This is a genomic window from Rhizobium sp. BK456, from assembly GCF_014194045.1.
In the GTDB taxonomy this organism is placed as follows: Bacteria; Pseudomonadota; Alphaproteobacteria; order Rhizobiales; family Rhizobiaceae; genus Rhizobium; species Rhizobium redzepovicii.
Genome location: NZ_JACIAO010000001.1, coordinates 822,245 through 848,449, shown reverse-complemented (window position 1 = coordinate 848,449; position 26,205 = coordinate 822,245). Strand labels below are relative to the sequence as shown.

Sequence of the window (26,205 nt, the reverse complement as noted above, 5' to 3'; positions counted from 1 at the left end):
CCAATGACCTACACCAATTTCACGCTCGAAACCGACGCCGACGGCATCGCTCTCGTCACCTGGGACATGCCCGGCAAATCGATGAACGTTTTTACCGCCGAGGTGATGGCCGAACTCGACGCGATCATTGACGCCACGACCGCTGACGCTGCCGTCAAGGGCGTCGTCTTCACCTCGGGCAAATCCTCCTTCTCCGGCGGCGCCGATCTGTCGATGATCAAGTCGATGTTCAGCGCCTATCAGGACGAGAAGGCAAACAGCCCGGAGACAGCGGTGCAGACGCTTTTCGGGCTGGTCGGGCGCATGTCCGGCCTGTTCCGCAAGCTCGAAACATCGGGCAAGCCCTGGGTTTCGGCCATCAACGGCACCTGCATGGGCGGCGCCTTTGAACTGTCGCTTGCCTGCCACGGTCGTGTCGCCTCCAACGCCAAGAGCGTCAAGATCGCGCTGCCCGAGGTAAAGGTCGGCATCTTCCCCGGCGCCGGCGGCACCCAGCGTGTGCCGCGGCTGGCCAACGCCCAGGACGCGCTGCAGATGATGACGACCGGCCAGTCGCTGACCGGCTCCCGCGCCAAGGCGATGAACCTCGTGCATCAGGTGGTCGACCCGGATCAGTTGATCCCCGCCGCCAAGCAGATGATCAAGGATGGCCTGAAGCCGGTCGCCCCCTGGGACGAGAAGGGCTTCAAGGCGCCGGGTGGCGGCATCTGGACGCCGGCCTCCGCCCAGCTCTGGCCGGCCGCACCGGCAATCCTGCGCCGCGAAACCTCCGGCAATTATCCAGCCGCGCTCGCCATCCTGAAATGCGTCTATGAAGGCCTGCAGGTGCCCTTCGATACCGGCCTGAAGATCGAGCAGCGTTATTTCACCGAAGTGCTGCAGACCCGCGAAGCCTTCTCGATGATCCGCTCGCTGTTCATCTCGATGCAGGAACTCGGCAAGGGTGCCCGCCGCCCGGCAGGCCATCCCAAGACCGAACTGAAACATGTCGGTGTCGTCGGCGCCGGCTTCATGGGCGCCTCGATCGCCTATGTCACCGCCGCCGCCGGTCTCCCGGTGACGCTGATCGACCGCGACATGGAAGCGGCCGCCAAGGGCAAGGCCGTCTGCGAAGGCCTGGTCAAGGATTCCGTCGGTAAGGGACGGTTTACGCAGGACGAGGCCGCGGCCCTTCTTGCTCGCATCACGCCCTCCGCCGATTATGCCGGTCTCGCCACCGCCGATCTCGTCATCGAGGCGGTGTTCGAGGATCGCGAAGTGAAAAAGTCGGTCATCGAGGCGGTCGAAGCCGTACTGCCGGAAGGCGCGATCTTCGCCTCCAATACCTCGACCCTGCCGATCACGGGACTGGCGAAGAACTCGAAGCGCCCCGCCGATTTCATCGGCATCCACTTCTTCTCGCCCGTGGAGAAGATGATGCTGACCGAGGTCATCCTCGGCAAGGAGACCGGCGACAAGGCGCTCGCCGTCGCTCTCGATTATGTCGCGGCGATCAAGAAGACGCCGATCGTCGTCAACGACACCCGCGGCTTCTTCGTCAATCGCTGCGTGCTGCGCTACATGTCTGAGAGTTACGACATGCTGATCGAGGGCGTGCCGCCTGCGATGATCGAGAATGCGGCGAAGATGGCCGGCATGCCGGTCGGTCCCCTGGCGCTGAACGACGAGGTGGCGATCGACCTGTCGCTAAAGATCCTCAAGGCCACCGCCGCCGATCTTGGCGAGAAGGCGATCGACCCCAGGCATATGGAGCTGATCTCCCGCATGGTGGAAAAGGAGGGCCGTTTCGGCCGCAAGAATTCCAAGGGCTTTTACGACTATCCGCCGAAACCGGCGAAAAAGTCGCTCTGGCCCGAACTGAAGAGCCTCTACCCGCAGAAGAAGGCGGATGAGGTCGATGTCGCCGTGCTGAAGCAACGCTTCCTCGTCACCATCGCGATCGAAGCCGCCCGCACCGTCGAGGAAGGTATCGTCACCGATCCGCGCGAAGCCGACGTCGGCTCGATCCTCGGATTCGGCTTCGCGCCCTATACCGGCGGCGCGCTCAGCTATATCGACGGCATGGGCGCTAAGGCCTTCGTGGACCTGGCAGAAAAGTTAGCTGGGGCTTACGGAGATCATTTCAAGCCGACGCCGCTGCTGAAGGATATGGCTGCCAAGGGTGAGACGTTTTATGGGCGGTTTGATCCTTATGCGGGGGCGAAGGTGGCGGCGTAAGCCGTTTCGCGGTCTTGGTCTTAACGGGACGAGCTTTTCCGTTGTGCCGCGGCCGCCCCCTCTGCCCTGCCGGGCATGTTTCGCACAGGTGGGGAGATCACAAGTGGCCAAACCTTCCCGTCCCTCGACGGTTTCGCCACGCTGTGACGCCAGTTGTTTGGGGAAGCCAGTATGCCAAGCCAATCTCCCCACCTGTGGGGAGATGCCCGGCAGGGCAGAGGGGTGGCCACGGCACGCCGTCCAAGAACGTCCCGCAAGCTGAATTCGACTTTCCCGTGCCGACGCCTTGCCACGGACACAATTCCCGATTAAAGGTTCTCGCATCGATCTTGCTAGATGAACTTTGAAACGGCGCTTGCGTCGTTCCTGGCGAACTTCCTCCAAAATCGGTTTTCATCGCCGCTCGTGCTTCGGTACGCGCGGCAATCTTCTATGAGCGATTCGAAAAGGATATCGTCATGAGCACTGGTACCGTAAAGTGGTTCAACGCAACCAAGGGCTTCGGCTTCATTCAGCCGGATGACGGCGCTGCCGACGTTTTCGTCCACATCTCGGCCGTCGAACGCGCCGGCATGCGCGATCTCAAGGATGGCCAGAAGCTGTCTTACGAGCTCGTCCGCGACAACAAGTCCGGCAAGATGTCGGCTGACCGCCTCCAGGCGGCTTAAGGCCCAGAGCAATTTCTAGGAAAACTGCGAAGCGGTTTTCCGTCGGGAATTGCGTAGAATAAAAAGCAGCGCGTCCCTTGGACGCGTGGAGCTTTGAATATCATCTCCGGATCGTGACCACGGATGTACTGGCACGGTTCGTTGAGATGGCAGGGAAGGTCGGGTTAGCCCGGCCTTTTTTATTTGCGGTCAGCCTCGGCCGTATCATCGCAAGGCCGATCGTTCAGCCGCGCGACGCCTCTTCAGCCTCCAGCATCTCCATCACCCGCGCCATCACCCCCCGCGCGGCATCGAGTTCGGTCGACATAAACGCGGCTCCAAGCCCATCGGCCCATCGGGCCTGCGCCACCTCGATGACACCGAGCCGCGCTGCCCCTTCCGCGGTCAGCCGCACCAGCTTGGCCCGCTGGTGCTGCGGGTTGTCGGCATAGGCGATCAGCCCTTCACCCTCCAGCACGTCGGCAAGCCGCTGCACGCCCTGGCGGGCGAGGCCGAGCGCACGGGCGATCTGCGCCACCGACATGTCGCCGCGCCTTGCTGCGGCCAGCACCTGCCATCGCGCGCTTGTCTGTCCCGCGGGCTTCGCCAGCTGGTCGCCCGCCGCCGTCAGATGGCCGGCGAGGCGAAGGGCGGTGATCGCGAAAGCGGAAAAGGCATTCCCCTCCATCGTTCGCTCCGGCCGATTTTGTTTGACAACATGTTGTCGATTTTGTATCTCATCCATAATGACAACATATTGTCATATCGAAGTGTTGAAGGCAACAGTGAGGCGAGCGCCATGAAGAAGACCTACAAGGGAAGCTGCCATTGCGGCAAAGTGCACTACGAGGTCGATATGGATCTCGAAGAAGGCACCGGCCGCTGCAATTGCTCGATCTGCGCCAAGCGGCGCTATTGGGGCGCCAACGTCAAGCCGGAGGATTTCCGGCTGATGTCCGACGCAGCTGAGACATCAGATTACCAGTTCAACACGATGAGCGGCCATCACCGCTTCTGCCGCACCTGCGGCGTGCCTGCCTTCGGCGACGGTTATGTCGAGGCGGTCGGCGGCGCCTATGTCTCGATCAACATCGCCTGTCTCGACGATATCACCCCTGAGGAACTGGCAGCCTTATCAGTCCGTTATTACGACGGCAGGCACGATGCCTGGTGGAACGAGCCTGAAGTGACGAGTTATCTCTGAAGCAATTCAGCAAATTGCGTGGCGGTTGTCGGATCGTCCTCCTCTCGTTCGTCCTCTGGCCGTAGTGGAAAAGGAGAACGATCGTGAACGACGAAGCCAATGCCAGGCATGAAAAAGAGGCGATCATCGCCATGCTGATGATGCGGGCCAAGGCGCTCGGTGAAAAGAACGCCGAAGAGGCGCTTTCCTATGAGGCCGAGGATTCCGTCGAGTTTTCGCTGGCGCCGCCGCTCGTCATCAATGGCAAGGACGAGGCCGGCGTGCAGGCCTGGTTCGATACTTGGGAAGGCCCAATCGGTGGCGAAGTGCGCGATGCCAGGTTGACGGTCGGCGGCGATGTCGCCTTCTGGAGCGGGCTGACGCGCATGACAGGCACCAAGACCGATGGCACGGAGGTCGATCTCTGGTTCCGCCAGACGCTGGGCCTCGTCAAGCGGGATGGCCGCTGGCTGGTCGTCCATCAGCACGCTTCCGTCCCCTTCGCCATGGATGGCAGCGGCCGTGCGCTGCTCGATCTGAAGCCGGAAAGTGCAGGCCCTGCGGAATAATCCCGTCGTCTTCAAAGCATGCCGTGCAGACCGCGCAGCGGTTTTGCGGCAAAGACATGCGAGAAAATAAACACTTAAAGCGCGCGCGGATCTGAAGGATAGCGGCGCTGCTTTAGAGCATAAAAACTTTCTTTTAATCAAATTTTGCAAGCATGAATATTGGGGGGCCTTCAGTTTCTGCTGGATGACGGTTGTTTAAACGCGCCGGCGAATTGGACTTAAGGCATGCGCGAGTACAGCAGCGAAGGCGAGCGGGAACATGCTTTTCAAGTCTACGACAAGTCGCAATCTCTTCTCTGTGGCGGCCTGCGGCGTCATTGCCGTTATTGTCGCTTCGGGGGCCATTTTCTATCGGTCCTATACCGAAATTCACAGCGGCAGCATCGAGCAGATGCGCCAGATCGCGACGGCCGAGGCGCTGAAGGTCGAAAAGAACATCGGCGGCACCGTGCATATCGTGGACGGTCTGAACGCCGTGCTGACGACGATGAAGGAAATGGGCGACACCGATCGTGCCAAGGCGGACAAGGTCCTGCGCAACATGCTGCAAGCCAACCCCCCGGTCCTTGGGATTTGGACCGGATGGGAGCCGAATGCTTTCGACGGCAAGGACAAGGAATACGTCGGCAAGGAAGGACACGACACGACGGGCCGCTATGTGCCCTATTGGGTGCGCAGCGGCGGCCAGATCACCCATGCGGCTTTGACGGATTACACCGTCGCCGGAGCGGGCGACTATTATCAACTGCCGTTCACGCAGCGCAAAACCGTGATCATCGAGCCCTATTCCTATGCGATCGATGGAAAAGACGTTTTGATGACCTCTGTCACCGAGCCGATTGTGATCGACGGCAAAGCCGTCGGCGTTGCCGGCCTTGATCTTTCGCTTCAGGACACCGCCAAGGCGCTGTCAGCCAGCCGACCGATGGGAGCGGGCTTTCTTGGCCTGGTCACCAGTGCCGGCAAGATCGTCAGTCACCCGGATGCAAGCCTCATCGGCAAGAGCCTTTCCGAGACCGGAGCGAAAACTGCGGATTGGGACCATCTCATCGCCAACGCCGGTCTTGAGCGTGAAGTGACCAATGAGGACGGCAGCGTCTCCCTGGCAATTGCCACCGCCGTCAAGCTTGCCGAGGGCTCCAATTGGTATGCGATCGTTTCGGTCCCGAAGGCAACACTGTTCGCACCGCTCTATGCGGTGGTTCGGGATGCCATCGTCGCGACGAGCCTTGCGGCGGTGCTGCTGGGCATTGCCGGGTGGCTGATCGCACGCCGCTTCGTCGGCCGGATTTCCGGCGTCATCGCCGAGACTGCCGAGATTGCCGCGGGCAAGCTCGATGTCACCCTGAAGGACGGTGAGGCGAAGGACGAAATCGGCGATCTCTCGCGCTCGCTGAAGGCGCTATTGGAGAGCAACCGCGACAGGGCGCGTCTGGAGACCGAGGCAGAAGAAAACCGCGCGCTGCAGGAACGGGAGCGTGCCGAGCGCGCCCGGATCGACCAGGCCCAGGAAGCGGACGTCAAATTCGCCGTCGGTGAATTGGCGCTTGGCCTAGCCAAGCTTGCCGAAGGCGACATGACGAGCGCGCTCGAGCATCCTTTCGCCGCGACGCTTGATGAGACCCGCATCAATTTCAACGAGTCGGTCGTTAAACTGCGTTCGGCGCTGGTGTCGTTCTCGCAGAATGCGGAGGTCATCCAAAGCGGCACCGAGGAGATTCGTTCTGCGGCCGACGATCTGGCGCGCCGGACGGAACAACAGGCTGCCTCCGTCGAGCAAACTGCCGCGGCGCTTGAGCAGATCACGACATCCGTCAAGGATTCCACGGCGCGTGCCGAAGAAGCCGGATCGATGGTTGTTCGCACGAAGGAAAATGCCGAACGGTCCGGCCAGATCGTGCAGCGGGCTGTCGAAGCGATGAACGACATCGAACAGTCCTCCAAGTCGATCTCCAATATCATCGGCGTCATCGACGAGATCGCCTTCCAGACGAACCTGCTTGCGCTGAATGCCGGCGTCGAGGCCGCCCGTGCCGGAGAAGCCGGCAAGGGCTTCGCGGTCGTCGCTCAGGAGGTCCGGGAGCTGGCGCAGCGCTCGGCCGGCGCAGCCAAGGAGATCAAGGCGCTGATTAGTGCTTCCGGCGGCCAGGTGCGGCATGGCGTTGCCCTGGTGCGTGAGACCGGCGATGCCTTGGACGGGATTGTGCAGGAGGTGCAGCAGATCGACCGCAATGTCCACGCGATCGTCCAATCCGCGCGCGAGCAGTCGACCGGCCTTCAGGAAATCAATACCGCCGTCAATCAGATGGATCAGGCGACGCAGAAGAACGCGGCTATGGTCGAGGAGTCGAATGCCGCGGCCCACACGCTTGCGACCGAGGTTTCCGCCCTGTCCGGACGGTTGGGCCAGTTCCGCCTCGATACGGGCACGGGCATGACATCGGCTATATCGCGATCGAACGCGCCGCGTCCGCTCGCCGCGCCGAAAATCGTCTCGTCGCATGCAACGATCCCGGTTCCCTCGCCGGCGCGTGCGCTGAAGAAGACGCTGGCGGCCGCGCTTGGCGGCGGTTCAAAGGCGGCCGCGCCGGCCGACCACGGCTGGGAGGATTTCTGACCCGATCCCTTCAACGGAACGGTGACGGATCCCCACCATGGATGATTGCGGCGGCCGTCCTCAGGCCGCCGCCTTCCGTCGTCCGGCGCGAAGCCCGAGCAGTCCGGCGCCCATCAGCAGCAGGATTGCCGTCGCATAGATATCGGTCGTCAGCGCATAACCGGCAGATTTCGCCAGGAACCCGGCAAGAATCGCCGGCAGGCTGAAGGCGAGATAGCTCTGAACGTAGAACGCCGACAGCAGCCCGGCCCGTTCATCCGCCTTGGCGAGCGGCATGATGGTGCCGATCGAGCCGAGGAAATTGGTGCCGAAACCGGCGCCGGTGAAGACGGTGCCGATGAGAAGCAGCGGCACATTGGCGAGATGCACGCCGGCAACGACCGTCAGAATGCCGAGCGTCTTGGCCGACACGCCGAAACCGAGATTGGCCGAGGCCGACTTGCCGCGCCTGAGATAGACGGTGATCGCTCCGCTCGCCATCAGCGCAGTCACGACGGCCCCGCCGGTCAGTGGCGCGCGGCTGCCGGTGGTGCTGGCGACCAGCGACGGGACCAGCGAAAGATAGAAGCCGGCGAGCGTCCAGTTGGCGATGTTGATCGGCGTCACCAGCGACAGCGGCCGCTTCACCTGCTGGGGAACCGTGACCCTGGGGATCAGCGAACCGAGCGCGCCCGGCCGTGTGCCGCCGGTCTCCTGCGTCAGCCAGATCGCCGCCGCCAGCAGCGCGAAGGCGAGAAGCAGCAGGGCATAAATGAGATGCATCGGGAAAGGGCCGTATTGGATCAGGGCGCTGGTGCCGACCGCGCCCACCGCCATACCGCAAAGCGGCGCGATCGAATTGACGATCTGCCCCTTTGCCCGGTCGACATCGACGAGAGCAGCGCCCAGCGAGGCGCCGGCGATCCCGGTCGCAATTCCCTGGACGATCCGCGCCGCAATCAACCAGCCGGGGCCGCCGGCGACGACGAAGAGGCCCATGGCGATGATTTCGAGCACCAGGGCGAAAAAGATCACCGGCTTGCGGCCGAGATGATCCGAGAGCGAACCGGCGGTCAGGAGCGCTGCCAGCAGCGCGAAGGCGTAAACGGCGAAGACCACCGTAATCAGCACCGGCGAGAGCGAGAAGTTTTCCTGGTAGATCCGGTAGAGCGGCGTGGGCGCCGCGGAGGCGCCGAAAAAAGTGGCGAGCGTCAGCGCATGGAAACCGATCGAGGGCTGCGGCGCATTCTCTGTGGATTTGGCTGCGGCGACCATATATAAGCCCTCTTAAAGCTAAGCCGTTGCGTTAGCTCCATGTAAGGCGAGTGCATCGTAAAGGCAAATTCTTTGCGTTTATGGTTCTGTCAAAGATTTTGAACCATGCGTGTGTAAGGCATGTCGCCCGGAAGGTTCCGGGATAAGAGGTCGGGTTGCAGGCATGGCAGTGAAAGAGAATCTCCGTCCGGGCGGCAGAAGCGCCCGGGTTCAGGCATCGGTGCACAAGGCGGTCCGTGAGCTATTGGCCGACATGAACCGTGCCGAGGTGACGATTCCGCTGATCGCCGCCAGCGCGGGTGTGACGCCGTCGACCATCTATCGCCGCTGGGGCGACCTGCAGGAGCTTCTTGCCGATGTCGCCGTCGAGCGGCTGCGTCCGGATATGCAGCCGATCGATGCCGGCAGCGGCAAGGCCGATCTACAGGCCTGGGCTGAGCAATATGCCGAGGAAATGTCCTCCGGGCCGGGCCGCGAGATGATCCGCGACGTGCTGGCGGCACAAGCGGGCGCCAATGCCTGCAAATGCTCGGAATATACCCGCCAGCAGATCCTCGTCATCGCCGAGAGGGCCAAGGCCCGTAGCGAGATCTTTCCGGATGTCGACCGGGTCATGGATGATGTGGTGGCGCCGATCATGTACCGCATCCTGTTCGGCGACGTGCCGGATGCCGCGCGGGTGAGCGATCTAGTCTCGCGCGTCATGACCACGAAGGATTGAGCCTGTCTCTTACTCCGCGGCCGCGCGCTTGAGGCCGGAAATCTGCGTGATATAGGCGCGCAGGGCTGCCGGCCGCACCGGCTTGTGCTGGACGGCGATGCCGTATCGCTCGGCCTCGCTGCGCACTTCAGGCGTGCGGTCGGCGGTAACCAACAAAGCGGGAATATCGGCGCCGAACTGCCGGCGCAGATGCAGGATCGCGGCGATGCCGGTGCCGTCGTCGAGATGATAATCGGCGATGGCGAGATCCGGCGGCCCGTCACGGCCGTCGCCTGATATCACGTCGGCGAGGCCATTAAGCGCCTTGACCTCGCAGCCCCAGCCGCTCAGCAGCAGCCGCATGCCTTCGAGGATCTTCGGCTCGTTGTCGATGCAGAGGATCTTCAGTCCCTTGAGCGGCTGCCCCGGCCGGTCGGCGGGCGTGACGGCCGCCGCCGCCTCGGCCGGCCGCGAGATGTCGAGCGGCATGGCGATGCGGAATTCCGTGCCCCTGCCGTGCGTCGAGTGCAGCTCCACCGGATGGTTGAGCACCCGGGCGATGCGGTCGACGATCGACAGGCCGAGTCCGAGGCCGGAAGCGGTTTTCGCCCCTTCGTCCAGCCGGGCGAATTCCTTGAACACCGTGCGGAATTTCGACGGCGGTATGCCGATGCCGGAATCGATCACCTGGATGATCACCTGGTTACCGCGCCGCCGCGCGCCCACCAGCACCTTGCCGGTGATCGTGTATTTGATCGCGTTGGAAACGAGGTTCTGCACCAGCCGGCGCAGAAGATTGGGGTCGGAGCGCACCCTGAGCGACGTCCGCATGACCACTAGCTTCAGCTGTTTTTCGCGGGCGATCGGCGCGAAATCGGTTTCGATCCGCTCCAAGAGGTCGGAAAGTGCGACGGCAGCGAGCCGCGGCCGCATCGCGCCGGTATCGAGCCTGGAGATATCGAGCACCGCGCCGAGAATGGTTTCGACCGATTCCAGCGCCGAATCGATATTGCGGACGATCGGGCTGTTGTCGGATTGCGCCATGCGCTCGACCAGTGCCGAGGAATAGAGCCTGGCGGCGTTCAGCGGCTGCAGGATATCGTGGCCAGCGGCGGCGAAAAAGCGCGTCTTGCCGATATTCGCCTCGTCGGCGGCGGCCCGCGCCTCGGCGAGTTCGTGATTGACGCGGGTCAGCTCGGCCGTGCGTTCGGCAACGCGCTGCTCCAGCGTCTCATTTGCCTGTTTCAGCGCCTGGTCGGCGCTGACGCGCTGGGTGATATCGGTGAAGGTGGCGACGATGCCCTTGTCCGGCATGGCGTTGGAGCGCACCTCGATAATCCGCTCGCCGCCGCTGAGCACCAGTGCGAAGGGTTTGTCGAGCGTCAGGAAATGCCGCACCGTCTGATTGAGATCGCCGGGCGCGATGTCGCCGCGCTCGCTGAGTGTTTTGACGATATCGGACAAGGGGAAACCGACCTGGCCGGCGCTTTCCGGCAGGTCCAGCAATTGCCGGAAGCGCCGGTTCCAGATCGTCAGCCGGTTGGAGCTGTCGAAGACGGCAATGCCCTGGTCCATCTGCGAAAGGGCGGTTTGCAGCATATCCTGGTTATATTGCAGCGCCTCGCTCGCCTGGTCGAGCAGCCATGCAGTGTCGGAAGAGGCGTCCTCGGTCTTCTGCAGGATCAACGACAGCACCAGCCGCGCCGAGGACGAGCCGATGGCGCTGCCGAGCAGCTGCTCGCTGAAATGGATCAGCGCCATATCGGCCGGCTGATCGTCCTCCAGCTTGCGGCCGGAGCTTTGTTCGTAGGTCGTCAACGAGCGCTGCATGCGTTCTTCGCCGAGATAACGCGAGATCGCCGCCTTGAGGTCGCCGACGCTGATGCGGGTCTTCCAGCCGCGCGTGGCAAATTGCGAGCGCGAATGGCGTTTGACGAAGATGCCGGCCTGGATGCGTTCCAGCGGCCTGGCATTGCGGGTCAGCGAGCCGACGATGAAGAAGGCGGTGTTGACGAGGAGGCTCATCACCGTCGCATTGACCAGCGGATCGGCGTCGGGCGCGGCAAACAGTGTCGTGCCCGGAAAGATGAAGCCGAGCACGGCGCTCGCCACATAGGAATAATCGGGGCCGCCGAGCGAGGGCAGGAACAGCAGGTAGATCCAGATGACGAAGCCGGAGGAAAGCCCGAGGATCGCGCCGCGTGCATTGGCCCGCCGCCAGATCAGCCCGCCGAACAGCGCTGGGGCGATCTGGGCGATGGCGGCAAAAGAGAGAAGGCCGATCGAGGCAAGGCCGGCGGTGCTGTCGGTCGAGCGGTAATAGGCGTAGCCGAACAGCAGCACCGCAAAAATGGCGCTGCGGCGGATGTTGAGCAGCGTCTTGGCGAAATTGTCGCGCTGGCTGGCGCGGCCGGCAAGTTTACGCCTTAGGAAGATCGGCATGATAATGTCGTTCGACACCATGATCGACAGCGCCACGGAATCAACGATGACCATCGCCGTTGCGGCGGAAAAGCCGCCGATGAAGGTAATCAGCGACACCACCGGCATCTCTCCGGCCAGCGGCAGCGACAGCATGTAGAAATCGGCATTGCCGGCGCCGCCGAAGGTCAGCAGTCCGCCGATCGCCACCGGCAGCACGAAGAGATTGATCGCAATGAGGTAGGTGGGAAACAGGAAGCCTGCGAGTTTCAGCTGTTTCGGCGTCCGGTTTTCGACGACCGTCACGTGGAATTGCCGCGGCAGCAGGATGATCGCGAAGGCCGACAGCGCGATCAGGGTGATCCAGCGGCTGATCGGCGTGTGGTAGCTGAGCGCCGACATGACGAGGCTGTTGTCGACGGTCTTTTGCCAGAGATCGCTCGGGCCGTCGAAGAGAAACCAGATGACGCAGATACCGGCTGTCAGGAAGGCGACAAGCTTGACCACCGATTCCATCGAGACGGCGAGGATGAGGCCATCCTGGTGTTCCGTCGCGTCGGTATGCCGCGTGCCGAACATGATGGCGAAGCAGGCAAGCACCAGCGTCGCCACGAGCGGCAGGTCGAGAAAGTAGAGATTGCCGCTGCCAATGCCGTAGTCGGACGGGTTGACCATGGCGCTGACGGTGCTGGAGATCGCCTTCAGCTGCAGAGCGATATAGGGAATGGTGCCGATCAGCGAGATCAGCGCGACGATGGTGGCGACCGTCGGGTTCTTGCCGTAGCGTGCGGCGACGAAATCGGCAACCGAGGTGAGCTTCTCGGCCTTGGCGAGCTCGATGATGCGGCGAAGCAGCGGCATGCCGAGCGTGAAGACCAGAATGGGGCCGATATAGATGCCGGCAAATTCCAGGCCGCGCTGCGCGGCAAGCCCGACGCTGCCGAAATAGGTCCAGGAGGTGCAGTAGATCGCCAGGCTCAGCGCATAGACCACCGGCAATCGGCCTTCGAGCGCACCCGGGCCGCGCTTCTTGCGGTCGCCATAGCTTGCCACGGCGAAAAGCAGGAGCAGATAGCCGAAGGCAGACGCGAATATGACCCAGCCTGGAAGCATTGACCCTCCGCCGGCGGAAAACCCGCCGGGACCTCCCGCAACCCTTTCAGCTTAAGTCATTTCAGAGGCGTTGAAAATTCCCGCCCGTCTAGGCCTTAAGTCAAAGACCACCGGGGGTATTGCCAAATAATTGCGATTGCCGATTGATTAATCGCAATGAAGATGTAGCTAATGAAATCCATCGCATACTCTCTGAAATGGATCGAAGGGAGACGGATCCGATGCTCAACGAATTCAAAGCCTTTATCGCCCGCGGCAATGTCATGGATTTGGCGGTCGGCGTCATCATCGGCGGCGCCTTCGGTGGCATTGTCAAATCTCTGGTCGACGACCTCATCATGCCGATCGTCGGCGCCATTTTCGGCGGCTTCGATTTTTCGAATTATTTCCTGCCGCTCTCCTCTGCCGTCAACGCGCCGACACTGGCAGCCGCCCGCGCGCAAGGGGCGGTGTTTGCCTATGGCAGCTTCCTCACCGTGCTCATCAACTTCCTGATCCTTGCCTGGATCATCTTCCTGATGGTCAAGGGCGTGAACACCCTGCGTGCCCAGGTCGAGCGCAAGGAAAAGGCCGCACCGGAGGAACTGCCCCCGCCGCCGGCAGACGTTCAGCTGCTCACGGAAATCCGCGATCTTCTGGCCACACGCCCGACGGCTTGATCCGAGCTGGAGCCCATCCGTTCCGGCCGGACTCATTCATCACGAAAATCGATGTGCCATCACTGGATATCATGGGATTTGCCGGCGCAAATCCTCTATGAAGGCGGAAACCGGAGATATGCATGTCGATTGTGAAGAGCCTCAGCCCGCGCGCCTTGGCGGCGCCAGAAAGCGGGATCGTCGAAGTCGTCAATTATGCCCGCGGCCGCGAAGGCCTGCTGCCTCTCTGGGTGGGGGAAGGCGACCTGCCAACGCCGGATTTCATCAGCCGGGCGGCGATGGACGCGCTTGCTTCAGGCGAGACCTTCTACACTTGGCAGCGCGGCATTCCCGAGCTTCGCCAGGCGCTTTCGGATTATTACTTCAGGCATTTCGGACACCGGCTTCCGGTCGAGCATTTCTATGTCACCGGCTCCGGCATGCAGGCGATCCAGATCGCCGTGCAGACGATGACCTCGCCGGGTGACGAATTCGTCTATCTCACCCCTGCCTGGCCGAATATCGCCGCAGCCCTGGAGATCGCGGGTGCGCGCTCCGTCGGCGTCGAACTGCAGTTCGAAGGCGGCAAATGGGCGGTCGATCTCGACCGCGTCGAAGCCGCCATCACGCCGAAGACCAGGGGTATCTTCGTCAACACGCCGTCGAATCCGACGGGCTGGACGGCGACGAAGAAGGATCTTGCCGATATCCTGGCGCTGGCCCGCCGGCACGATCTCTGGATCATGGCCGATGAAATCTACGCGCTCTATTATTTTGCCGGCGGCCGGGCGCCGTCTTTCCTCGATGTGATGCAGACGGACGACAAGATCATCTTCGTCAATTCCTTCTCGAAGAACTGGTCGATGACCGGCTGGCGCGTCGGTTGGATCGTCGCCCCGCCTCAGATAGGCCAAGTGCTCGAAAACCTCATCCAGTATTCGACATCGGGTGTCGCCCAGTTCATGCAGAAGGGCGCCGTCGCAGCCCTTAATCAGGGCGACGATTTCATCGCCGCCAATATCGCCAAGGCGGCCCGCTCCCGCGATCTTCTCTGCGACGCGCTTGTCGCCACCAATCGCGTGGAGACACTGAAGCCGGATGGCGCGCTCTATGCCTTCCTGAAGATCGACGGCGTCACCGACAGCCGCAGCGCTGCCATCGACATCGTCGACAAGACAGGCGTCGGCCTTGCCCCCGGAACCGCGTTCGGCGCCGGCGGCAAACTTTTCCTGCGCGCCTGTTTCCTGCGCGATCCCGCCCAGGTGGCGGTCGCGGCCGAGCGTCTCTGCGACTATATCCTCAAGCGCTGAGAAGCGGCTCGATCCAAACGATTTCGTGCCGGAATCGGCCGATCGATAAAACTTGAGCAAAGCCTGAAATCGGCCTCTAACCACAAGTCCAAACATACCGGTTCAAAGGGCCTGGAACGGCCGTTCGATAAGAAAATTGGAAAGAAAAACCGGGCCTGATGACCCTGCTATAAAACAAGGCAGGGATGCGGGACATGGCGGTTTTGGTGACGGGCGGCGCCGGATATATCGGCAGTCACATGGTTTGGGCGCTGCTCGACGCGGGGGAGGATGTGGTCGTGCTCGACCGCCTCTCCACGGGCTTTCGCTGGGCCGTGGCGCCGGCGGCGCGTTTCTATCTCGGCGACGTCGCCGATCCCGACATCTTGAAGAAAATCTTCATCGAAAACGACATCGAGGCGATCATTCATTTCGCCGGCTCCGCCGTCGTCCCGGTCTCGGTCGCCGATCCGCTTTCCTATTACGACAACAATTCAGGCAAGACCCGGGCGCTGCTTTCCGCGTCGGTCGAAGCCGGGATCCGCAATTTCGTCTTCTCGTCGACTGCGGCCGTCTACGGTCAGCAAAAGACCGACCTGCCGGTGAAAGAGACTGCCTCCCTCAATCCGGAAAATCCCTACGGCCAGTCGAAGCTGATGACCGAATTCATGCTGCGCGATGCCGCCGCGGCCTATGACTTCAACTATGTCGCGCTTCGCTACTTCAACGTTGCCGGGGCCGATCCCGACCACCGCGCCGGCCAGTCGACGTCAGGTGCCACCCACCTCATCAAGGTTGCCTGCGAGGCAGCGCTCGGCAGGCGCGACAGCGTCAGTGTCTACGGGATCGATTATCCCACCCATGACGGCACCGGCGTGCGCGACTACATCCATGTCACCGATCTTGTCGATGCGCATCTGAAAGCGCTGCAGCACCTGCGCCGCGGCAAGGGTTCGCTCGTTGCCAATTGCGGTTATGGCAGCGGCTATTCCGTGCTCGACGTGCTGAACATGGTCACCCGCCTGCACGGACATTCCTTCAAGATCCACATGGCGCCGCGCCGCGCCGGCGATTCAGCCAGCGTCGTCGCCGACGCTTCGCTCGCCCGGCAGGTGCTCGACTGGAAGCCCAGGCACGATTCGCTGGAAACCATCGTCCAGAGCTCTCTCGACTGGGAACTCTTCCTAGCGAACAGAAACGTCGACGACCTGCACAGCATCCACCGGGCACTCGCAGCCGCTTCCTTCTGAGCGGCCTGAGCGCTGACCATCCCGCGCTTACAAGCCTCGCATGCCGTCCGTGAATAAGGAATGATCAAGCTTTCTCTGGCCGGCTGTGGTCGACGGAAAAGGGAAGATGAAGAAGTTTCTGGCCTCATTGCAGCTGCAAAAAGACAATCCGACGCTTCTGACGGCGCAGTTTCGGGCCCTGTCGTCGCAGATCCCCATTCTCTATGTACTCCTGGTCATCAACGCCCTTGCGGTGGCGATCACCCATCTTGAATCCGCGCCGCTCTGGCTTTCGCTCTATATCCCTGTCGCCTTGAGCATCGTCTGTGTCTTCCGTCTCTGCTGGTGGGAAATCAGGGGCAAGGAGAACGTCACAGCCGAGCGCGCCTACCGGCTGATGAAGATCACCATATCGGGCGCCGCCATCCTCACCGTCGCTTTCGGCGGCTGGGCGATCGCGCTTTCCCAGTATGGCGATGCGTCCCAGCAGGGCCAGATCGCCTATTTCCTCGTCGTCACCGGCATCTCCTGCATCTTTTGCCTGATGCATCTGCCGATGGCGGCGGCGCTGACCACGGTCATCACCTTCTCGGCCATGGTCGCGACCTTCATGTTCTCGGGCAATCCTGTTTTCGTCGCGACCGCCGTCAGCGGCCTCTTCCTGATCCTGCCCTTCCTCAGGGTGATCGACAGCTATTTCCAGAATTTCGTCGGTCTGGTGCAATTGACCGAGGAACTGAAGCAGAAGCGGGCGGAAGCCGAGGAGTTGAACCTCGTCAATAGCCGCAACGCGCTGCAGGACCAGCTGACCGGCCTCGCCAACCGCCGCAGCTTCTTTCTCTCGCTGGAAAAACGGTTGCAGAAGGATCCGTCCGCGCCGCCCGTTCTCGGCATTCTCGATCTCGACGGCTTCAAGCCCGTCAACGATGTCTTCGGCCATGCCGCCGGCGATCTGGTGCTCAAGGAGACGGCCCGCCGTTTTGCCGCGCTGGTCGGCGAAGAGGGCATCGTCTCCCGTCTCGGCGGCGACGAGTTCGGTATCATTTTCCCCTGTTCGATGACACGCCAGGCGATCGCCGATCTCGGCCAGGCACTCTGCGCCGCCGTCCGCGATCCCTATGAAATCCCCGACGGCTCGGTCCGCGTTTTCGGCTCCTGCGGCATCGTCTATCCCGAGATCGGCAGATACACCGCAGAGGATCTCTACGAGAAAGCCGATTTCGCCCTCTACCAGGTCAAGAGCAAGCGCAGCAGTGGCGTCGAATTCTTCTCGGCCGAGCACGAGAAGATCCTGACCCAGCGCCACCTGATCGAACTCGAGCTGCAGGCGAATGATTTTGCCAGCGAATTGAAACTTGAATATCAGCCGATCGTCGAGTTGAAGAGCGGCCGCGTCGTCGGTTACGAGGCGCTTGCCCGCTGGGACAGCGCCCGCTTCGGCCGCATCAGCCCCGAAGCTTTCATTCCCGCGGCCGAGCGCACGGCCGTCATCGGCCGGATGACGCGCATCCTTTTTGCCAAGGCGCTCGAAGCGCTGGCAATCATTCCATGCCATCTCAAGCTGTCCTTCAATCTTTCGGCCCGCGATATTTGCGACCATGAAACATCGATGGCGCTGCTTGGCATGATCACCCGCTCCGGACTCGATCCCCGGCGCATCGAATTTGAAATCACCGAGACGGCGCTGCTCTCCGATTTCGACACCGCCGATCAGGTCATCACCATGCTGCGCGCGGCCGGCATTTCGATCGCGCTCGACGATTTCGGCACTGGCTATTCGAGCCTCAGCCATATCCACCGTCTCGGCTTCGACAAGCTGAAGATCGACAAGGCCTTCGTGATGAATTTCGATCGCGACGCCCGTTGCATGAACATCACCCGCTCGGTCGCCAATCTCTGCCAGAATCTCGGCATTGCCTCCGTTGCCGAAGGCGTCGAAAGCGAAGGGGTCGCCGAGGGATTGAAGGCGATGGGCGTTCGCCTGGCGCAGGGCTATCATTTCTCGCGGCCGCTGCCGCTGGAGCTTGCCATCGACTACGCAGCTCGGTGCGACGCCGCAGCCTCCGCCCGCAATTCGCTGTCTGCCTGAGCCGATCGATTTCGCCTGTGTTAAATCGACTGGAGCGACGCTGCATCGTCGTCTATTCATGGTCTCGAGCCTTTCCTGGGCAGAATGCCTCAATGGATCAGGAAGGCTCCAGCAGCGGAGGCGAAGCATGCAGGACGGCGAAGTCATCATTGAACAGCAGGGCACTGCCGGCATCATCCGGCTCAACCGACCGCGGGCGCTGAACAGCCTGACGCTGCCGATGATCCGGGCGATCACCGAGGCTCTTGATGGCTTTGCCTCTGATGCCGGGGTGGCGAGTGTCGTGGCGACGGGGGAGGGTGAACGCGGTTTCTGCGCCGGCGGCGACATCCGCGCCCTGCATGAAAGTGCGCGCGCCGGCGATGGGCTCGCAGGCGCCTTCTGGCGCGAGGAATTCAGCCTCAACCATCAGATCGCCGTCTACCCCAAACCCTATGTCGCGCTGATGGACGGCATCACCATGGGCGGCGGCGTCGGTCTATCGTCGCATGGCCGCCACCGCATCGTCACCGAGCGCACCCGGCTTGCCATGCCCGAAACCGGCATCGGCTATGTCCCCGATGTCGGCGCCACCTGGCTGTTGCCGAAGGCGCCCGGTGAAGCCGGAACATGGCTCGGTCTGACCGGGCTCGATATTGGTGCTGCCGACGCGATCCACGCCGGGCTGGCCGATCGTCACATCGCCTCGTCGCGGCTTGGCGCCGTGATCGAGGCGCTGTCGGCCCTGCCGCTTGACAGCTCGTCCAGCGATGTCGATGCCCTCTTGCAGGAGTTTGCCGAGCCTGCCGGAGAAAGCCGGCTCAGGCAGAATGCTGCGATGATCGATCGCGCCTTTCGTTTCGACAGTGTCGAGGAAATCCTGGCAGCGCTTGCCGGGGAGGAGGGCGACTTCGCCGCCGAGACCCGCCGGGTGCTGTCGACCCGTTCGCCGACCAGCCTGAAGCTCGCTTTGGCGCTGCTCAGGGCCGGCCGCCGCAGCGCCTCGCTTGCCGAATGCCTTGGCCGCGAACTCGGCGCCTGCCTGCAGATGCTCGATAATCCCGATTTCTTCGAAGGCATCCGCGCCGCCGTCATCGACAAGGACCGCAACCCGAAATGGTCGCCGGCCTCCGTCGAGGCGGTGGGAGCTGCAAGGATCGAGCATTTCCTGAAGCCGGCTGAACCGCCGCTATCTCTCTGAGACGATAGTCGATTTATCGCCACATGCCGCGCATGCGGGCGCCGACATCGATGCGCATCTGCCGCACATGCGCTTGCGCGGCGGTCTCCGATTTCACCTGCGGCCAGCTGCAGGCCTCGAAGAACTGCAGCAGCGTTGCTGGAATGAAGCGGCTGCGCGATGCATAGACATGCCGGTCGCCCTGGGCATTCTGCCCATAGGTGAAGAAGCGCTGCGGCACGACGAGGTCGAGGCCGTCGCGAGCGCGCGTCATCGCCACATAGAGCAGCCGGCGCTCCTCCTCGATTTCGGCGGTGGCGCCGACGGCGAGATCGCTCGGTATGCAGCCATCGACGACATTCAGCATGAAGACCCTCGTCCATTCCTGGCCCTTGGCGGAATGGATGGTCGATAGAATGAGGTAATCCTCGTCGAGCAGCGGCACGCCGGCCTGGTCGCTGGTCGCATCCGGCGGATCGAGGGTGAGCTCGGTGAGGAAACGCTCGCGTGAGGCATAACCGCTAGCGATCTGCTCGAGCTGCAGCAGGTCGGCCTGCCGCGTTGCTGCGTCCTCGTGCAGCCTTTCCAGATGCGGAGCATACCATTGCCGCGCCAGCTCGATTTCCGCCGGCCAGCCGGCCTTGCCGGATTTCATCTCCTGCAGCATCGAAACGAAACCCGTCCAGTCTTCGCCGCAACGCGGCGGCGCCGGCATGGCGGCGAGTGCCGTGATCGGGCTCGCATCCTCGGCCATCAGGTCGAGCGCCTTCTGCGCCGTCGACGGCCCGACGCCCGGCAGGATCTGCATCAGCCGGAAGCCTGCCACCCGGTCGCGCGGGTTCTGCGCGAAGCGAAGGGCGGCCAGCATGTCCTTGACATGGGCGCTGTCGAGAAACTTCAGCCCGCCGAACTTGACGAAGGGAATGTTGCGCCGTGTCAGCTCGACCTCCAGCGGCCCGCTGTGATGCGAGGCGCGGAAGAGTACGGCCTGCTGCTTGAGCGTCAGGCCTTCCTCGCGGTTGTCGAGCACCATGTCGGCGATATAACGCGCCTGGTCAGCCTCGTCGCGCACCGTGACGAGGCGCGGCCGCTCGGCAGATTGCCGCTCGGTCCAGAGGTTCTTGGTGAAGCGCTCCGAGGCGAGATCGATGACGGCGTTGGCCGCCGCAAGGATCGGCTGCGTCGAGCGATAGTTGCGGTCGAGCGTGACGATATTGGCGGCCGGGCTGAAGGCGGCGGGAAAATCGAGGATGTTGCGCACCGTCGCCGCGCGAAAGGAATAGATCGACTGCGCATCGTCACCGACGACCGTCAGCCCCTGGCCTTGGGGTTTCAGCGCGAGCAGGATCGAGGCCTGCAGCCGGTTGGTGTCCTGATATTCGTCGACCAGCACATGGTCGAAGCGGCTGCCGATATCCTCGGCAATCACGCTCTCGCCGACCATCTGCGCCCAGTAGAGCAAGAGGTCGTCGTAATCGAGCACGTTCTGGCTCTGCTTCGCCTCGACATAACAGGCGAAAAGCTCGCGCAGCTGTTTCTCCCAGGCCGCGCACCAGGGAAAAACGTCGCGCAGCACCTGATCGAGTGCCGTTTCCGAGTTCACTGCCCGGGAATAGATGGCAAGGCAGGTGCCTTTGGCCGGAAACCGGCTTTCCGTTTTGGAGAAGCCGAGATCGTGCCGGATGAGGTTCATCAGGTCGGCGCTGTCTTCGCGGTCGTGGATGGTGAAATCGGCATCGAGGCCGATCTGCTGCGCATAATCGCGCAACAGCCGCGCGCCAATACCGTGGAAAGTGCCGGACCAGTGAAGCGCATCGGCCATGACGCCGGCGTTCGTGCCCAGCACATCCCGGCAGATGCGCTCGACGCGCCGCGCCATCTCGGCGGCGGCCCGCCGCGAGAAGGTCATCAGCAGGATGCGGCGGGGATCGGCGCCCTTGACGATGAGATGGGCGACCCGATGCGCCAGCGTATTGGTCTTGCCCGAGCCGGCGCCGGCAATGACCAGCAGCGGCCCGGCAATATGGCTGCCGTCGGTGAGCGTGCCATGCTCGACGGCCATGCGCTGCTGGGGATTGAGCTTTTCGAGATACATCCAGCCGTCCGGTCGGGCTTCCGCAGAATCACTGCGGAAAGATTAGATGTTCCTTGAATGTTCGCGATTTCAGCCGCTGTCAAGCATTCTGGCGCAGAGGGGTGCCTCAATCGGGGAAATCCGGCCCTACCACGCGCCGCACCAGCTTCAGGCTCCGATCCGGCTGAAGAATGTAGGTTTCCTCGACGCGCTGGCCGGTCCCGTCGTAGAACTGGTGGTGGACGGCGCTGCCGACCGGCGATTTGGTCAGTTTCGTTCGCGGCTGGCCGCCATAGGTGATGCTGCCGGGAATGGGGTCCAACGCCGGACTATCGGCCGACGAGCAGCCGGCCAGCAACACTCCGGCAAACAAAACGGGCAGCAGCACTTTCATCACCGTCATCCTCTTTCGGCTGCAGAGAGATATGGAAGCCGCGGCACCTTTCGCCAAGGGTGGGCCACACCAGGCCCCGCAGAAATCACGCGCGAATATCCGGTCGAGACCGGCGGGCCGCAACGAAAAGCGTTGTTGCGGCGTTAACCGGATATACCAAACCTCAGGAGGCGCTTTGGTGATCGGGTATCCTTTATTCCCCGACCATGACGAACCCGGCCGACAGGGCCATGGCGATGCGGCGACACGTGCTTCGGTGGAGAGCGCTCTTCATGCCGCCGATGGTCTCGACGCTGAGGAAATTGCTGTGAGCATGCTGGGCTCCTATGTCATTCTCGACGGTTTCGTGCGCCGGCGCGGCGATGTCGAGCGGGCGGTCGCAATCGCCGAAAGCATCGTCGGCCGAGGTTATGTGCACAGTCGTCTGTTGCGGCGCTGAGGGAACCAAGTGCCCTTCCGCGGGTTGAAATGCCGGATCGAAACGCTGGAGACCCCTCATGCAGTCGCTTCCTCGCCTCTCGGCAGTCACCATGATATCGGCCGGCGTTTTTGCCGGTTCCGCTTATGCCTCGCTGGAAACCGGCACGAATTATTCGGCGCTGCCGAAGGACCAGGTCGCCCTCAATGAATATACCGGCGCCATCGCCTGCACGCCGGCAGAACCGCAGTATCTCCCCTCCTTCATCCGCGCCGGCGATGGCACGATCATCGGCGTCGGTTATATCGAGGTGGAAAGTGAGGGTGGCGCGGACTGCTGAAAATAGTCCTGCCCAAACGAGGCTCGCCTGCGTTCCCGCAGAGGTGACGAGCCTCTAACCATCATCATGATGGCTGCGTGTCTTTTATGAATAGACTTATCCCGGGCACAACGCCCGTTGCACCAAAACCCGCCATAGGTTCGATGCAGGGTTAAGTAAATTAAAGCGTCGCACCGTTGCGGCACACTCCGTTTACGGAAATGCCGGCAGAAGGAGCCAGTTCATCGTGGCGGAGCGTGCTTCCGCGTCCTGTCGGACGCTTGGGCGCTAATGCAACTTCAGCTTCGCCTCTTCGGCCGCCGCCAGAAACTCGGCTCTCGCCTCTTCCACGCTCTTGCGCCCATCGAGCGCTGCCCGGCAGGTGCTGCGGGCCTTGATATAACGCAGCCCGCGCGAATTCGGCCAGAAATCCGCCAGGCATTTCAGCGCATCGAACGGCCCGCTGACCGTTCGCGCGTCGGCATCTTCGAAACCGACCTTGACCGGGCTGTCCCATTTTTCAGTTGCCATCAATGCTCCTCCACGATTGTCGACAGAAACAAAGCATGCAGCGCCTCCGTATTCCTCCGTGGAGACGTCGCCATAGTAGCATTCTAGCGGGATTTTCACGGCCAACAATGGTGAATCGTTTGTTGCCGATGAGGCCAAATGTCAGCTTGTGGAGGACGGACCGCGGGCGGGCGCCATACGAAATTTTTCGCAGTCGCAAATAAGTTGTATGGCGTCGGCGCGGTGCCACCGCTACCGTGCCGGGAAATCTGAGGGCTCGACATGAGTTTAGATCGAAAAATGATCCAGGCTGCTTTTCTCTGCGCGGCGCTGGCAATGCCGGCCTTCGCTCGCGAGGCAGAGGTATCTGCTACTGAAGACGCTTTCCTGACACATATCTCCGTCGAAACCATCCCCGAAATGCAGCGGAAATATTTGCAAGCTATCCTCCCGGTGTACGGCACGGTCATTGATCTTGGCGCCTATCTCTCGGCAGAGAAATTTGATCACTGGTATGTCGAAAGCGTGTTCGATGGAGTTCCTTTGGGGCCTCACGAACCAATTCCAGATGAGGAAGTAGTGCTGACCGGAGAATTGTTCGACCTCTGGCAGTTTTCGCCCTTCATACCTTATTATCTCGAAGTCACCGAAATCCCGGATTGCACTGCCGTGCTGTCCGCTTCGTGCGGATGGCTGCCCCTCACCCTAACCCTCTCCCCGTAAACGGGGCGAGGGGACGTGCCATGCAAGAGGTTAGCGATGGACGGAGAGGTCGCGACATACCCCCTTCGCCCCGCAAGCGGGGGTCCGAAGGACGGGTCGCGACGAGTGGCCCGACCCCGGTTGGTGGCGGCAGCTGAATGAGGGCAAGCCGAGCGCGCGGAAAATGATGTCGGATACTGAAAGAGAAAACTGGTGCTGCCGAGTGGGATTGAACCACCGACCTCACCCTTACCAAGGGTGTGCTCTACCACTGAGCTACGGCAGCAGGACCAGGACCCGTGCGAGCCGGGTGGCTCAAATCGCGGGAACGGGGCGGCTATTGCCACAGCTTGGCGGCAAGCGCAAGCAGCAAATTCCAACTTCGCGTGGATTGGGGTGCAAGGCCCTTTTGGATCGGCGCGAATTCGGCTAATCCTGTCACATGAACGACAAGACCGAAACCGGCCAGCAGAGCCGCAAACAGGCGATCGAGGCCCAGGCGAAACTGCGCCGAGAACGCGCCGCCGAAAAACTCAGGGAAAATCTTTCGAAACGCAAACAGCAGGTGCGCGCCCGCCGTTCGGGCCAGGCCGACGAAACAAATGGACTGCCTGCCGCAAAAATGGACGAATCGTAATGTTCCGTCCGCGGTCAATTGAAGCGTCGCGAAAAATCCCTTAAACACCCCACTCCCTATTCCAAGGCAGTATTTCAGGAAAGGCGGGCGCGGCCCGTAAGCGCACATGGATCGTATCAGAATCGTCGGCGGTAATGAGCTGAATGGCATCATTCCGATTTCCGGCGCCAAGAATGCCGCATTGCCGCTGATGATTGCCTCGCTTCTGACCAGCGACACGCTGACGCTGGAAAACGTGCCGCATCTGGCCGATGTCGAACTCTTGATGCGCATCCTCGGCAATCATGGCGTCGATGTCGCCGTCAACGGCCGCCGCGAGCGCCAGGAAGATTCCTACGCCCGCACGATCCATTTCACCTGCCGCACGATCGTCGATACCACCGCTTCCTACGAACTGGTCTCGAAGATGCGCGCTTCCTTCTGGGTCATCGGCCCGCTCCTGGCGCGCGAAGGCCATTGCCGGGTGTCGCTGCCGGGCGGCTGTGCCATCGGCACGCGTCCCGTCGATCTCTTCATCGAGGGCCTGACGGCGCTCGGCGCCACTATGGAGATCGACGCGGGTTACATCAACGCCAAGGCGCCGAATGGTGGCCTGATCGGCGCGCGCTACACCTTCCCGAAAGTCTCCGTCGGCGCCACCCATGTGCTGATGATGGCGGCAACGCTCGCCCGCGGCACGACCGTCATCGGCAACGCCGCCCGCGAGCCCGAGGTCGTCGATCTCGCCAACTGCCTGAACGCCATGGGCGCCAAAATCTCGGGCGCCGGCACGGCGACCATCACCATCGAAGGCGTCACCTCGCTCTCCGGCGCGCGCCACCGCGTGCTGCCGGATCGCATCGAGACCGGCACCTATGCCATGGCCGTCGCCATGGCCGGCGGCGACGTCGTGCTCGAAAATACCGATGTAGCGCTGCTCGACACCGCCTTGGAAACGCTGCGCCGCGCCGGCGCCGACATCTCTTCGACCAACAACGGCATGCGCGTCAGGCGCAATGGCGCCGGCATCAAGCCGGTCGATATCGTCACAGATCCCTTCCCGGGCTTCCCCACCGACCTGCAGGCGCAGTTCATGGCGCTGATGACCCGCTCTTCCGGCATCTCGCACGTGACCGAGACCATCTTCGAAAACCGCTTCATGCATGTGCAGGAGCTGGCCCGCCTCGGCGCCCGGATCACGCTCTCCGGCCAGACGGCAAAGATCGAGGGTGTCCAGCGGCTGCGCGGCGCCCCCGTCATGGCGACCGATCTGCGCGCCTCCGTCTCGCTCGTCATCGCCGGCCTTGCCGCCGAGGGCGAAACCACGGTCTCCCGCGTCTATCACCTCGACCGCGGTTTCGAGCGGCTCGAGGAGAAGCTGACCCGCTGTGGCGCCGTCGTCGAGCGCATCAGCGAGTAAGCCGTTCATCCCGGTTGCGTATTTGGCCGCAGCATCTTATTTCCCTTGTCTGACGCATCGCCATTTCGGCGGTGCCTGCTGGGATGAAGCTGAATGACCGAACTGAAGCTTGTGGCGCTCGATGACGAGGATCTTGCGATCATCTCCGCGCATATGCAGGACAGCGTCTTCAAGGTCGGGGATATCGACTGGTCGCCGCGCGACGCGCAGTTCGCCCTTGCCGTCAATCGTTTCGTCTGGGAAGGTGCCGAGCGCAAGCGCAGAGGCTTCGAGCGCCGCCGGGCTGCCCTGGTGTTCAAGCGGGTGCTCGCCGTGCGGTCGCTCGGCATCGACCGCGGCAAACGCGACGAGGTGCTGTCGCTGCTGGCCCTGCGCTTCGAGCAGAAGGGCGAGGGACCGGAGGGTACGATCGAGCTGTCGCTGTCCGGCACCGCCTCGCTTGCGCTCGATGTCGAATGCATCGAGGTGCAGATGGCCGATATCGGCGGTGCCTGGGAGGCTTCGTCCAAGCCTCGTCACCGCTAATGCATGTCGCCCGGAAGTGTGCTGCGCTTCCGGGATAACGACATGCATGAAACAATGAGTGTTTGACGCTTGAGGTTTGAACATCGCAGTTTCGAGTTGAGA

23 protein-coding genes and 1 tRNA gene are annotated in these 26,205 nt (G+C 62.3%); 17 read left to right on the top strand and 7 right to left on the bottom strand.

Annotated elements, in window-relative coordinates; all coding sequences use genetic code 11:
• The first annotated feature begins 3 nt into the window (after positions 1–3).
• Complete coding sequence (locus FHX03_RS04480; RefSeq protein WP_183852718.1) at positions 4–2,217, top strand: 3-hydroxyacyl-CoA dehydrogenase NAD-binding domain-containing protein; 2,214 nt, start codon at positions 4–6, stop codon at positions 2,215–2,217.
• 458 nt (positions 2,218–2,675) lie between these two features.
• Positions 2,676–2,885 (top strand): cold-shock protein, encoded by a 210-nt coding sequence (locus FHX03_RS04475; RefSeq protein ID WP_003545273.1) that lies wholly within the window; start codon positions 2,676–2,678, stop codon positions 2,883–2,885.
• 223 nt (positions 2,886–3,108) lie between these two features.
• On the opposite strand, the gene FHX03_RS04470 is transcribed toward FHX03_RS04475, so the two are convergent.
• Positions 3,109–3,609 carry a MarR family winged helix-turn-helix transcriptional regulator gene (locus FHX03_RS04470; RefSeq protein ID WP_097624798.1) on the bottom strand — a complete coding sequence of 167 codons (501 nt, stop codon included), beginning with the start codon at positions 3,607–3,609 and terminating at the stop codon, positions 3,109–3,111.
• A 54-nt stretch (positions 3,610–3,663) separates the two neighbouring features.
• Between FHX03_RS04470 and FHX03_RS04465 the strand changes: the two genes are divergently transcribed.
• From FHX03_RS04465 to FHX03_RS04455, 3 genes are all read left to right on the top strand, one after another.
• The gene (locus FHX03_RS04465; protein WP_183779298.1) at positions 3,664–4,068 is read left to right on the top strand and encodes a GFA family protein; all 405 of its coding nucleotides are present in this window, start codon (positions 3,664–3,666) and stop codon (positions 4,066–4,068) included.
• Positions 4,069–4,151: 83 nt separating this feature from the next.
• A complete protein-coding gene (locus tag FHX03_RS04460; RefSeq protein WP_183852716.1) occupies positions 4,152–4,616 on the top strand; it encodes a YybH family protein in 465 nt (154 codons plus the stop codon).
• Positions 4,617–4,875: 259 nt separating this feature from the next.
• The gene (locus FHX03_RS04455) at positions 4,876–7,233 is read left to right on the top strand and encodes a methyl-accepting chemotaxis protein (RefSeq protein WP_183852714.1); all 2,358 of its coding nucleotides are present in this window, start codon (positions 4,876–4,878) and stop codon (positions 7,231–7,233) included.
• 60 nt (positions 7,234–7,293) lie between these two features.
• Here the strand turns inward: FHX03_RS04455 and FHX03_RS04450 are convergent, their stop codons facing one another.
• The gene (locus FHX03_RS04450) at positions 7,294–8,487 is read right to left on the bottom strand and encodes an MFS transporter (protein ID WP_097624801.1); all 1,194 of its coding nucleotides are present in this window, start codon (positions 8,485–8,487) and stop codon (positions 7,294–7,296) included.
• Between the two features lie 163 nt (positions 8,488–8,650).
• Between FHX03_RS04450 and FHX03_RS04445 the strand changes: the two genes are divergently transcribed.
• On the top strand, positions 8,651–9,208 hold the full coding sequence (locus tag FHX03_RS04445; protein WP_183779304.1) for a TetR/AcrR family transcriptional regulator: 558 nt from the start codon (positions 8,651–8,653) through the stop codon (positions 9,206–9,208).
• A gap of 9 nt (positions 9,209–9,217) precedes the next feature.
• Here FHX03_RS04445 and FHX03_RS04440 read toward each other — a convergent pair whose 3' ends face one another.
• The gene (locus tag FHX03_RS04440) at positions 9,218–12,721 is read right to left on the bottom strand and encodes a hybrid sensor histidine kinase/response regulator (RefSeq protein ID WP_183852712.1); all 3,504 of its coding nucleotides are present in this window, start codon (positions 12,719–12,721) and stop codon (positions 9,218–9,220) included.
• Positions 12,722–12,942: 221 nt separating this feature from the next.
• On the opposite strand from FHX03_RS04440, the gene mscL reads away from it, so the two are divergent.
• The 5 genes from mscL (at position 12,943) to FHX03_RS04415 (ending at position 19,146) form a co-directional block, all read left to right on the top strand.
• Positions 12,943–13,380: a large conductance mechanosensitive channel protein MscL gene (gene mscL / locus FHX03_RS04435; protein ID WP_097624861.1), complete on the top strand. Its 438-nt coding sequence runs from the start codon at positions 12,943–12,945 to the stop codon at positions 13,378–13,380.
• A 122-nt stretch (positions 13,381–13,502) separates the two neighbouring features.
• The gene (locus tag FHX03_RS04430) at positions 13,503–14,669 is read left to right on the top strand and encodes a pyridoxal phosphate-dependent aminotransferase (protein ID WP_183852710.1); all 1,167 of its coding nucleotides are present in this window, start codon (positions 13,503–13,505) and stop codon (positions 14,667–14,669) included.
• Between the two features lie 194 nt (positions 14,670–14,863).
• Positions 14,864–15,898, top strand: coding sequence for a UDP-glucose 4-epimerase GalE (galE, locus tag FHX03_RS04425; protein ID WP_183779312.1), 1,035 nt, complete (start codon positions 14,864–14,866; stop codon positions 15,896–15,898).
• 106 nt (positions 15,899–16,004) lie between these two features.
• Positions 16,005–17,966, top strand: a complete 1,962-nt coding sequence (locus FHX03_RS04420) for a putative bifunctional diguanylate cyclase/phosphodiesterase (RefSeq protein ID WP_183852708.1) — start codon at positions 16,005–16,007, stop codon at positions 17,964–17,966.
• A 127-nt stretch (positions 17,967–18,093) separates the two neighbouring features.
• Entirely contained in the window at positions 18,094–19,146 is a 1,053-nt protein-coding gene (locus FHX03_RS04415) for an enoyl-CoA hydratase/isomerase family protein (protein WP_183852705.1), read from the top strand.
• Between the two features lie 13 nt (positions 19,147–19,159).
• Here FHX03_RS04415 and FHX03_RS04410 read toward each other — a convergent pair whose 3' ends face one another.
• Together FHX03_RS04410 and FHX03_RS04405 are read right to left on the bottom strand one after the other, a co-directional pair.
• Positions 19,160–21,220, bottom strand: a complete 2,061-nt coding sequence (locus tag FHX03_RS04410) for an ATP-dependent helicase (RefSeq protein ID WP_183852703.1) — start codon at positions 21,218–21,220, stop codon at positions 19,160–19,162.
• A 106-nt stretch (positions 21,221–21,326) separates the two neighbouring features.
• Entirely contained in the window at positions 21,327–21,593 is a 267-nt protein-coding gene (locus tag FHX03_RS04405; RefSeq protein ID WP_097624862.1) for a hypothetical protein, read from the bottom strand.
• A 178-nt stretch (positions 21,594–21,771) separates the two neighbouring features.
• On the opposite strand from FHX03_RS04405, the gene FHX03_RS34305 reads away from it, so the two are divergent.
• Positions 21,772–22,032, top strand: a complete 261-nt coding sequence (locus FHX03_RS34305; RefSeq protein ID WP_183852701.1) for a BON domain-containing protein — start codon at positions 21,772–21,774, stop codon at positions 22,030–22,032.
• Between the two features lie 58 nt (positions 22,033–22,090).
• Positions 22,091–22,351, top strand: coding sequence for a hypothetical protein (locus FHX03_RS04395; RefSeq protein WP_097624809.1), 261 nt, complete (start codon positions 22,091–22,093; stop codon positions 22,349–22,351).
• A gap of 267 nt (positions 22,352–22,618) precedes the next feature.
• Here the strand turns inward: FHX03_RS04395 and FHX03_RS04390 are convergent, their stop codons facing one another.
• Positions 22,619–22,861, bottom strand: a complete 243-nt coding sequence (locus FHX03_RS04390; RefSeq protein WP_003588688.1) for a DUF982 domain-containing protein — start codon at positions 22,859–22,861, stop codon at positions 22,619–22,621.
• A gap of 279 nt (positions 22,862–23,140) precedes the next feature.
• Between FHX03_RS04390 and FHX03_RS04385 the strand changes: the two genes are divergently transcribed.
• Entirely contained in the window at positions 23,141–23,563 is a 423-nt protein-coding gene (locus tag FHX03_RS04385) for a hypothetical protein (protein ID WP_312865332.1), read from the top strand.
• A 190-nt stretch (positions 23,564–23,753) separates the two neighbouring features.
• On the opposite strand, the gene FHX03_RS04380 is transcribed toward FHX03_RS04385, so the two are convergent.
• A tRNA-Thr gene (locus tag FHX03_RS04380) sits at positions 23,754–23,828 on the bottom strand.
• Positions 23,829–23,984: 156 nt separating this feature from the next.
• Between FHX03_RS04380 and FHX03_RS04375 the strand changes: the two genes are divergently transcribed.
• The 3 genes from FHX03_RS04375 (at position 23,985) to FHX03_RS04365 (ending at position 26,103) form a co-directional block, all read left to right on the top strand.
• Positions 23,985–24,179, top strand: a complete 195-nt coding sequence (locus tag FHX03_RS04375; protein WP_003588684.1) for a hypothetical protein — start codon at positions 23,985–23,987, stop codon at positions 24,177–24,179.
• A gap of 106 nt (positions 24,180–24,285) precedes the next feature.
• Entirely contained in the window at positions 24,286–25,578 is a 1,293-nt protein-coding gene (murA, locus tag FHX03_RS04370) for a UDP-N-acetylglucosamine 1-carboxyvinyltransferase (RefSeq protein ID WP_088939387.1), read from the top strand.
• Between the two features lie 93 nt (positions 25,579–25,671).
• Positions 25,672–26,103 (top strand): DUF2948 family protein, encoded by a 432-nt coding sequence (locus FHX03_RS04365; protein ID WP_183779331.1) that lies wholly within the window; start codon positions 25,672–25,674, stop codon positions 26,101–26,103.
• Positions 26,104–26,205 lie beyond the last annotated feature (102 nt).

What these genes read in the sequence shown, in the direction of transcription:
- FHX03_RS04480 (WP_183852718.1), top strand. Translation starts at nt 4, where the DNA reads ATGACCTACACCAATTTCACGCTCGAAACCGACGCCGACGGCATCGCT.
- FHX03_RS04475 (WP_003545273.1), top strand. Translation starts at nt 2,676, where the DNA reads ATGAGCACTGGTACCGTAAAGTGGTTCAACGCAACCAAGGGCTTCGGC.
- FHX03_RS04470 (WP_097624798.1), bottom strand. Translation starts at nt 3,609, where the DNA reads ATGGATGAGATACAAAATCGACAACATGTTGTCAAACAAAATCGGCCG.
- FHX03_RS04465 (WP_183779298.1), top strand. Translation starts at nt 3,664, where the DNA reads ATGAAGAAGACCTACAAGGGAAGCTGCCATTGCGGCAAAGTGCACTAC.
- FHX03_RS04455 (WP_183852714.1), top strand. Translation starts at nt 4,876, where the DNA reads ATGCTTTTCAAGTCTACGACAAGTCGCAATCTCTTCTCTGTGGCGGCC.
- FHX03_RS04450 (WP_097624801.1), bottom strand. Translation starts at nt 8,487, where the DNA reads ATGGTCGCCGCAGCCAAATCCACAGAGAATGCGCCGCAGCCCTCGATC.
- FHX03_RS04445 (WP_183779304.1), top strand. Translation starts at nt 8,651, where the DNA reads ATGGCAGTGAAAGAGAATCTCCGTCCGGGCGGCAGAAGCGCCCGGGTT.
- FHX03_RS04440 (WP_183852712.1), bottom strand. Translation starts at nt 12,721, where the DNA reads ATGCTTCCAGGCTGGGTCATATTCGCGTCTGCCTTCGGCTATCTGCTC.
- mscL (WP_097624861.1), top strand. Translation starts at nt 12,943, where the DNA reads ATGCTCAACGAATTCAAAGCCTTTATCGCCCGCGGCAATGTCATGGAT.
- FHX03_RS04430 (WP_183852710.1), top strand. Translation starts at nt 13,503, where the DNA reads ATGTCGATTGTGAAGAGCCTCAGCCCGCGCGCCTTGGCGGCGCCAGAA.
- galE (WP_183779312.1), top strand. Translation starts at nt 14,864, where the DNA reads ATGGCGGTTTTGGTGACGGGCGGCGCCGGATATATCGGCAGTCACATG.
- FHX03_RS04420 (WP_183852708.1), top strand. Translation starts at nt 16,005, where the DNA reads ATGAAGAAGTTTCTGGCCTCATTGCAGCTGCAAAAAGACAATCCGACG.
- FHX03_RS04415 (WP_183852705.1), top strand. Translation starts at nt 18,094, where the DNA reads ATGCAGGACGGCGAAGTCATCATTGAACAGCAGGGCACTGCCGGCATC.
- FHX03_RS04410 (WP_183852703.1), bottom strand. Translation starts at nt 21,220, where the DNA reads ATGTATCTCGAAAAGCTCAATCCCCAGCAGCGCATGGCCGTCGAGCAT.
- FHX03_RS04405 (WP_097624862.1), bottom strand. Translation starts at nt 21,593, where the DNA reads ATGAAAGTGCTGCTGCCCGTTTTGTTTGCCGGAGTGTTGCTGGCCGGC.
- FHX03_RS04395 (WP_097624809.1), top strand. Translation starts at nt 22,091, where the DNA reads ATGCAGTCGCTTCCTCGCCTCTCGGCAGTCACCATGATATCGGCCGGC.
- FHX03_RS04390 (WP_003588688.1), bottom strand. Translation starts at nt 22,861, where the DNA reads ATGGCAACTGAAAAATGGGACAGCCCGGTCAAGGTCGGTTTCGAAGAT.
- FHX03_RS04385 (WP_312865332.1), top strand. Translation starts at nt 23,141, where the DNA reads ATGATCCAGGCTGCTTTTCTCTGCGCGGCGCTGGCAATGCCGGCCTTC.
- FHX03_RS04375 (WP_003588684.1), top strand. Translation starts at nt 23,985, where the DNA reads ATGAACGACAAGACCGAAACCGGCCAGCAGAGCCGCAAACAGGCGATC.
- murA (WP_088939387.1), top strand. Translation starts at nt 24,286, where the DNA reads ATGGATCGTATCAGAATCGTCGGCGGTAATGAGCTGAATGGCATCATT.
- FHX03_RS04365 (WP_183779331.1), top strand. Translation starts at nt 25,672, where the DNA reads ATGACCGAACTGAAGCTTGTGGCGCTCGATGACGAGGATCTTGCGATC.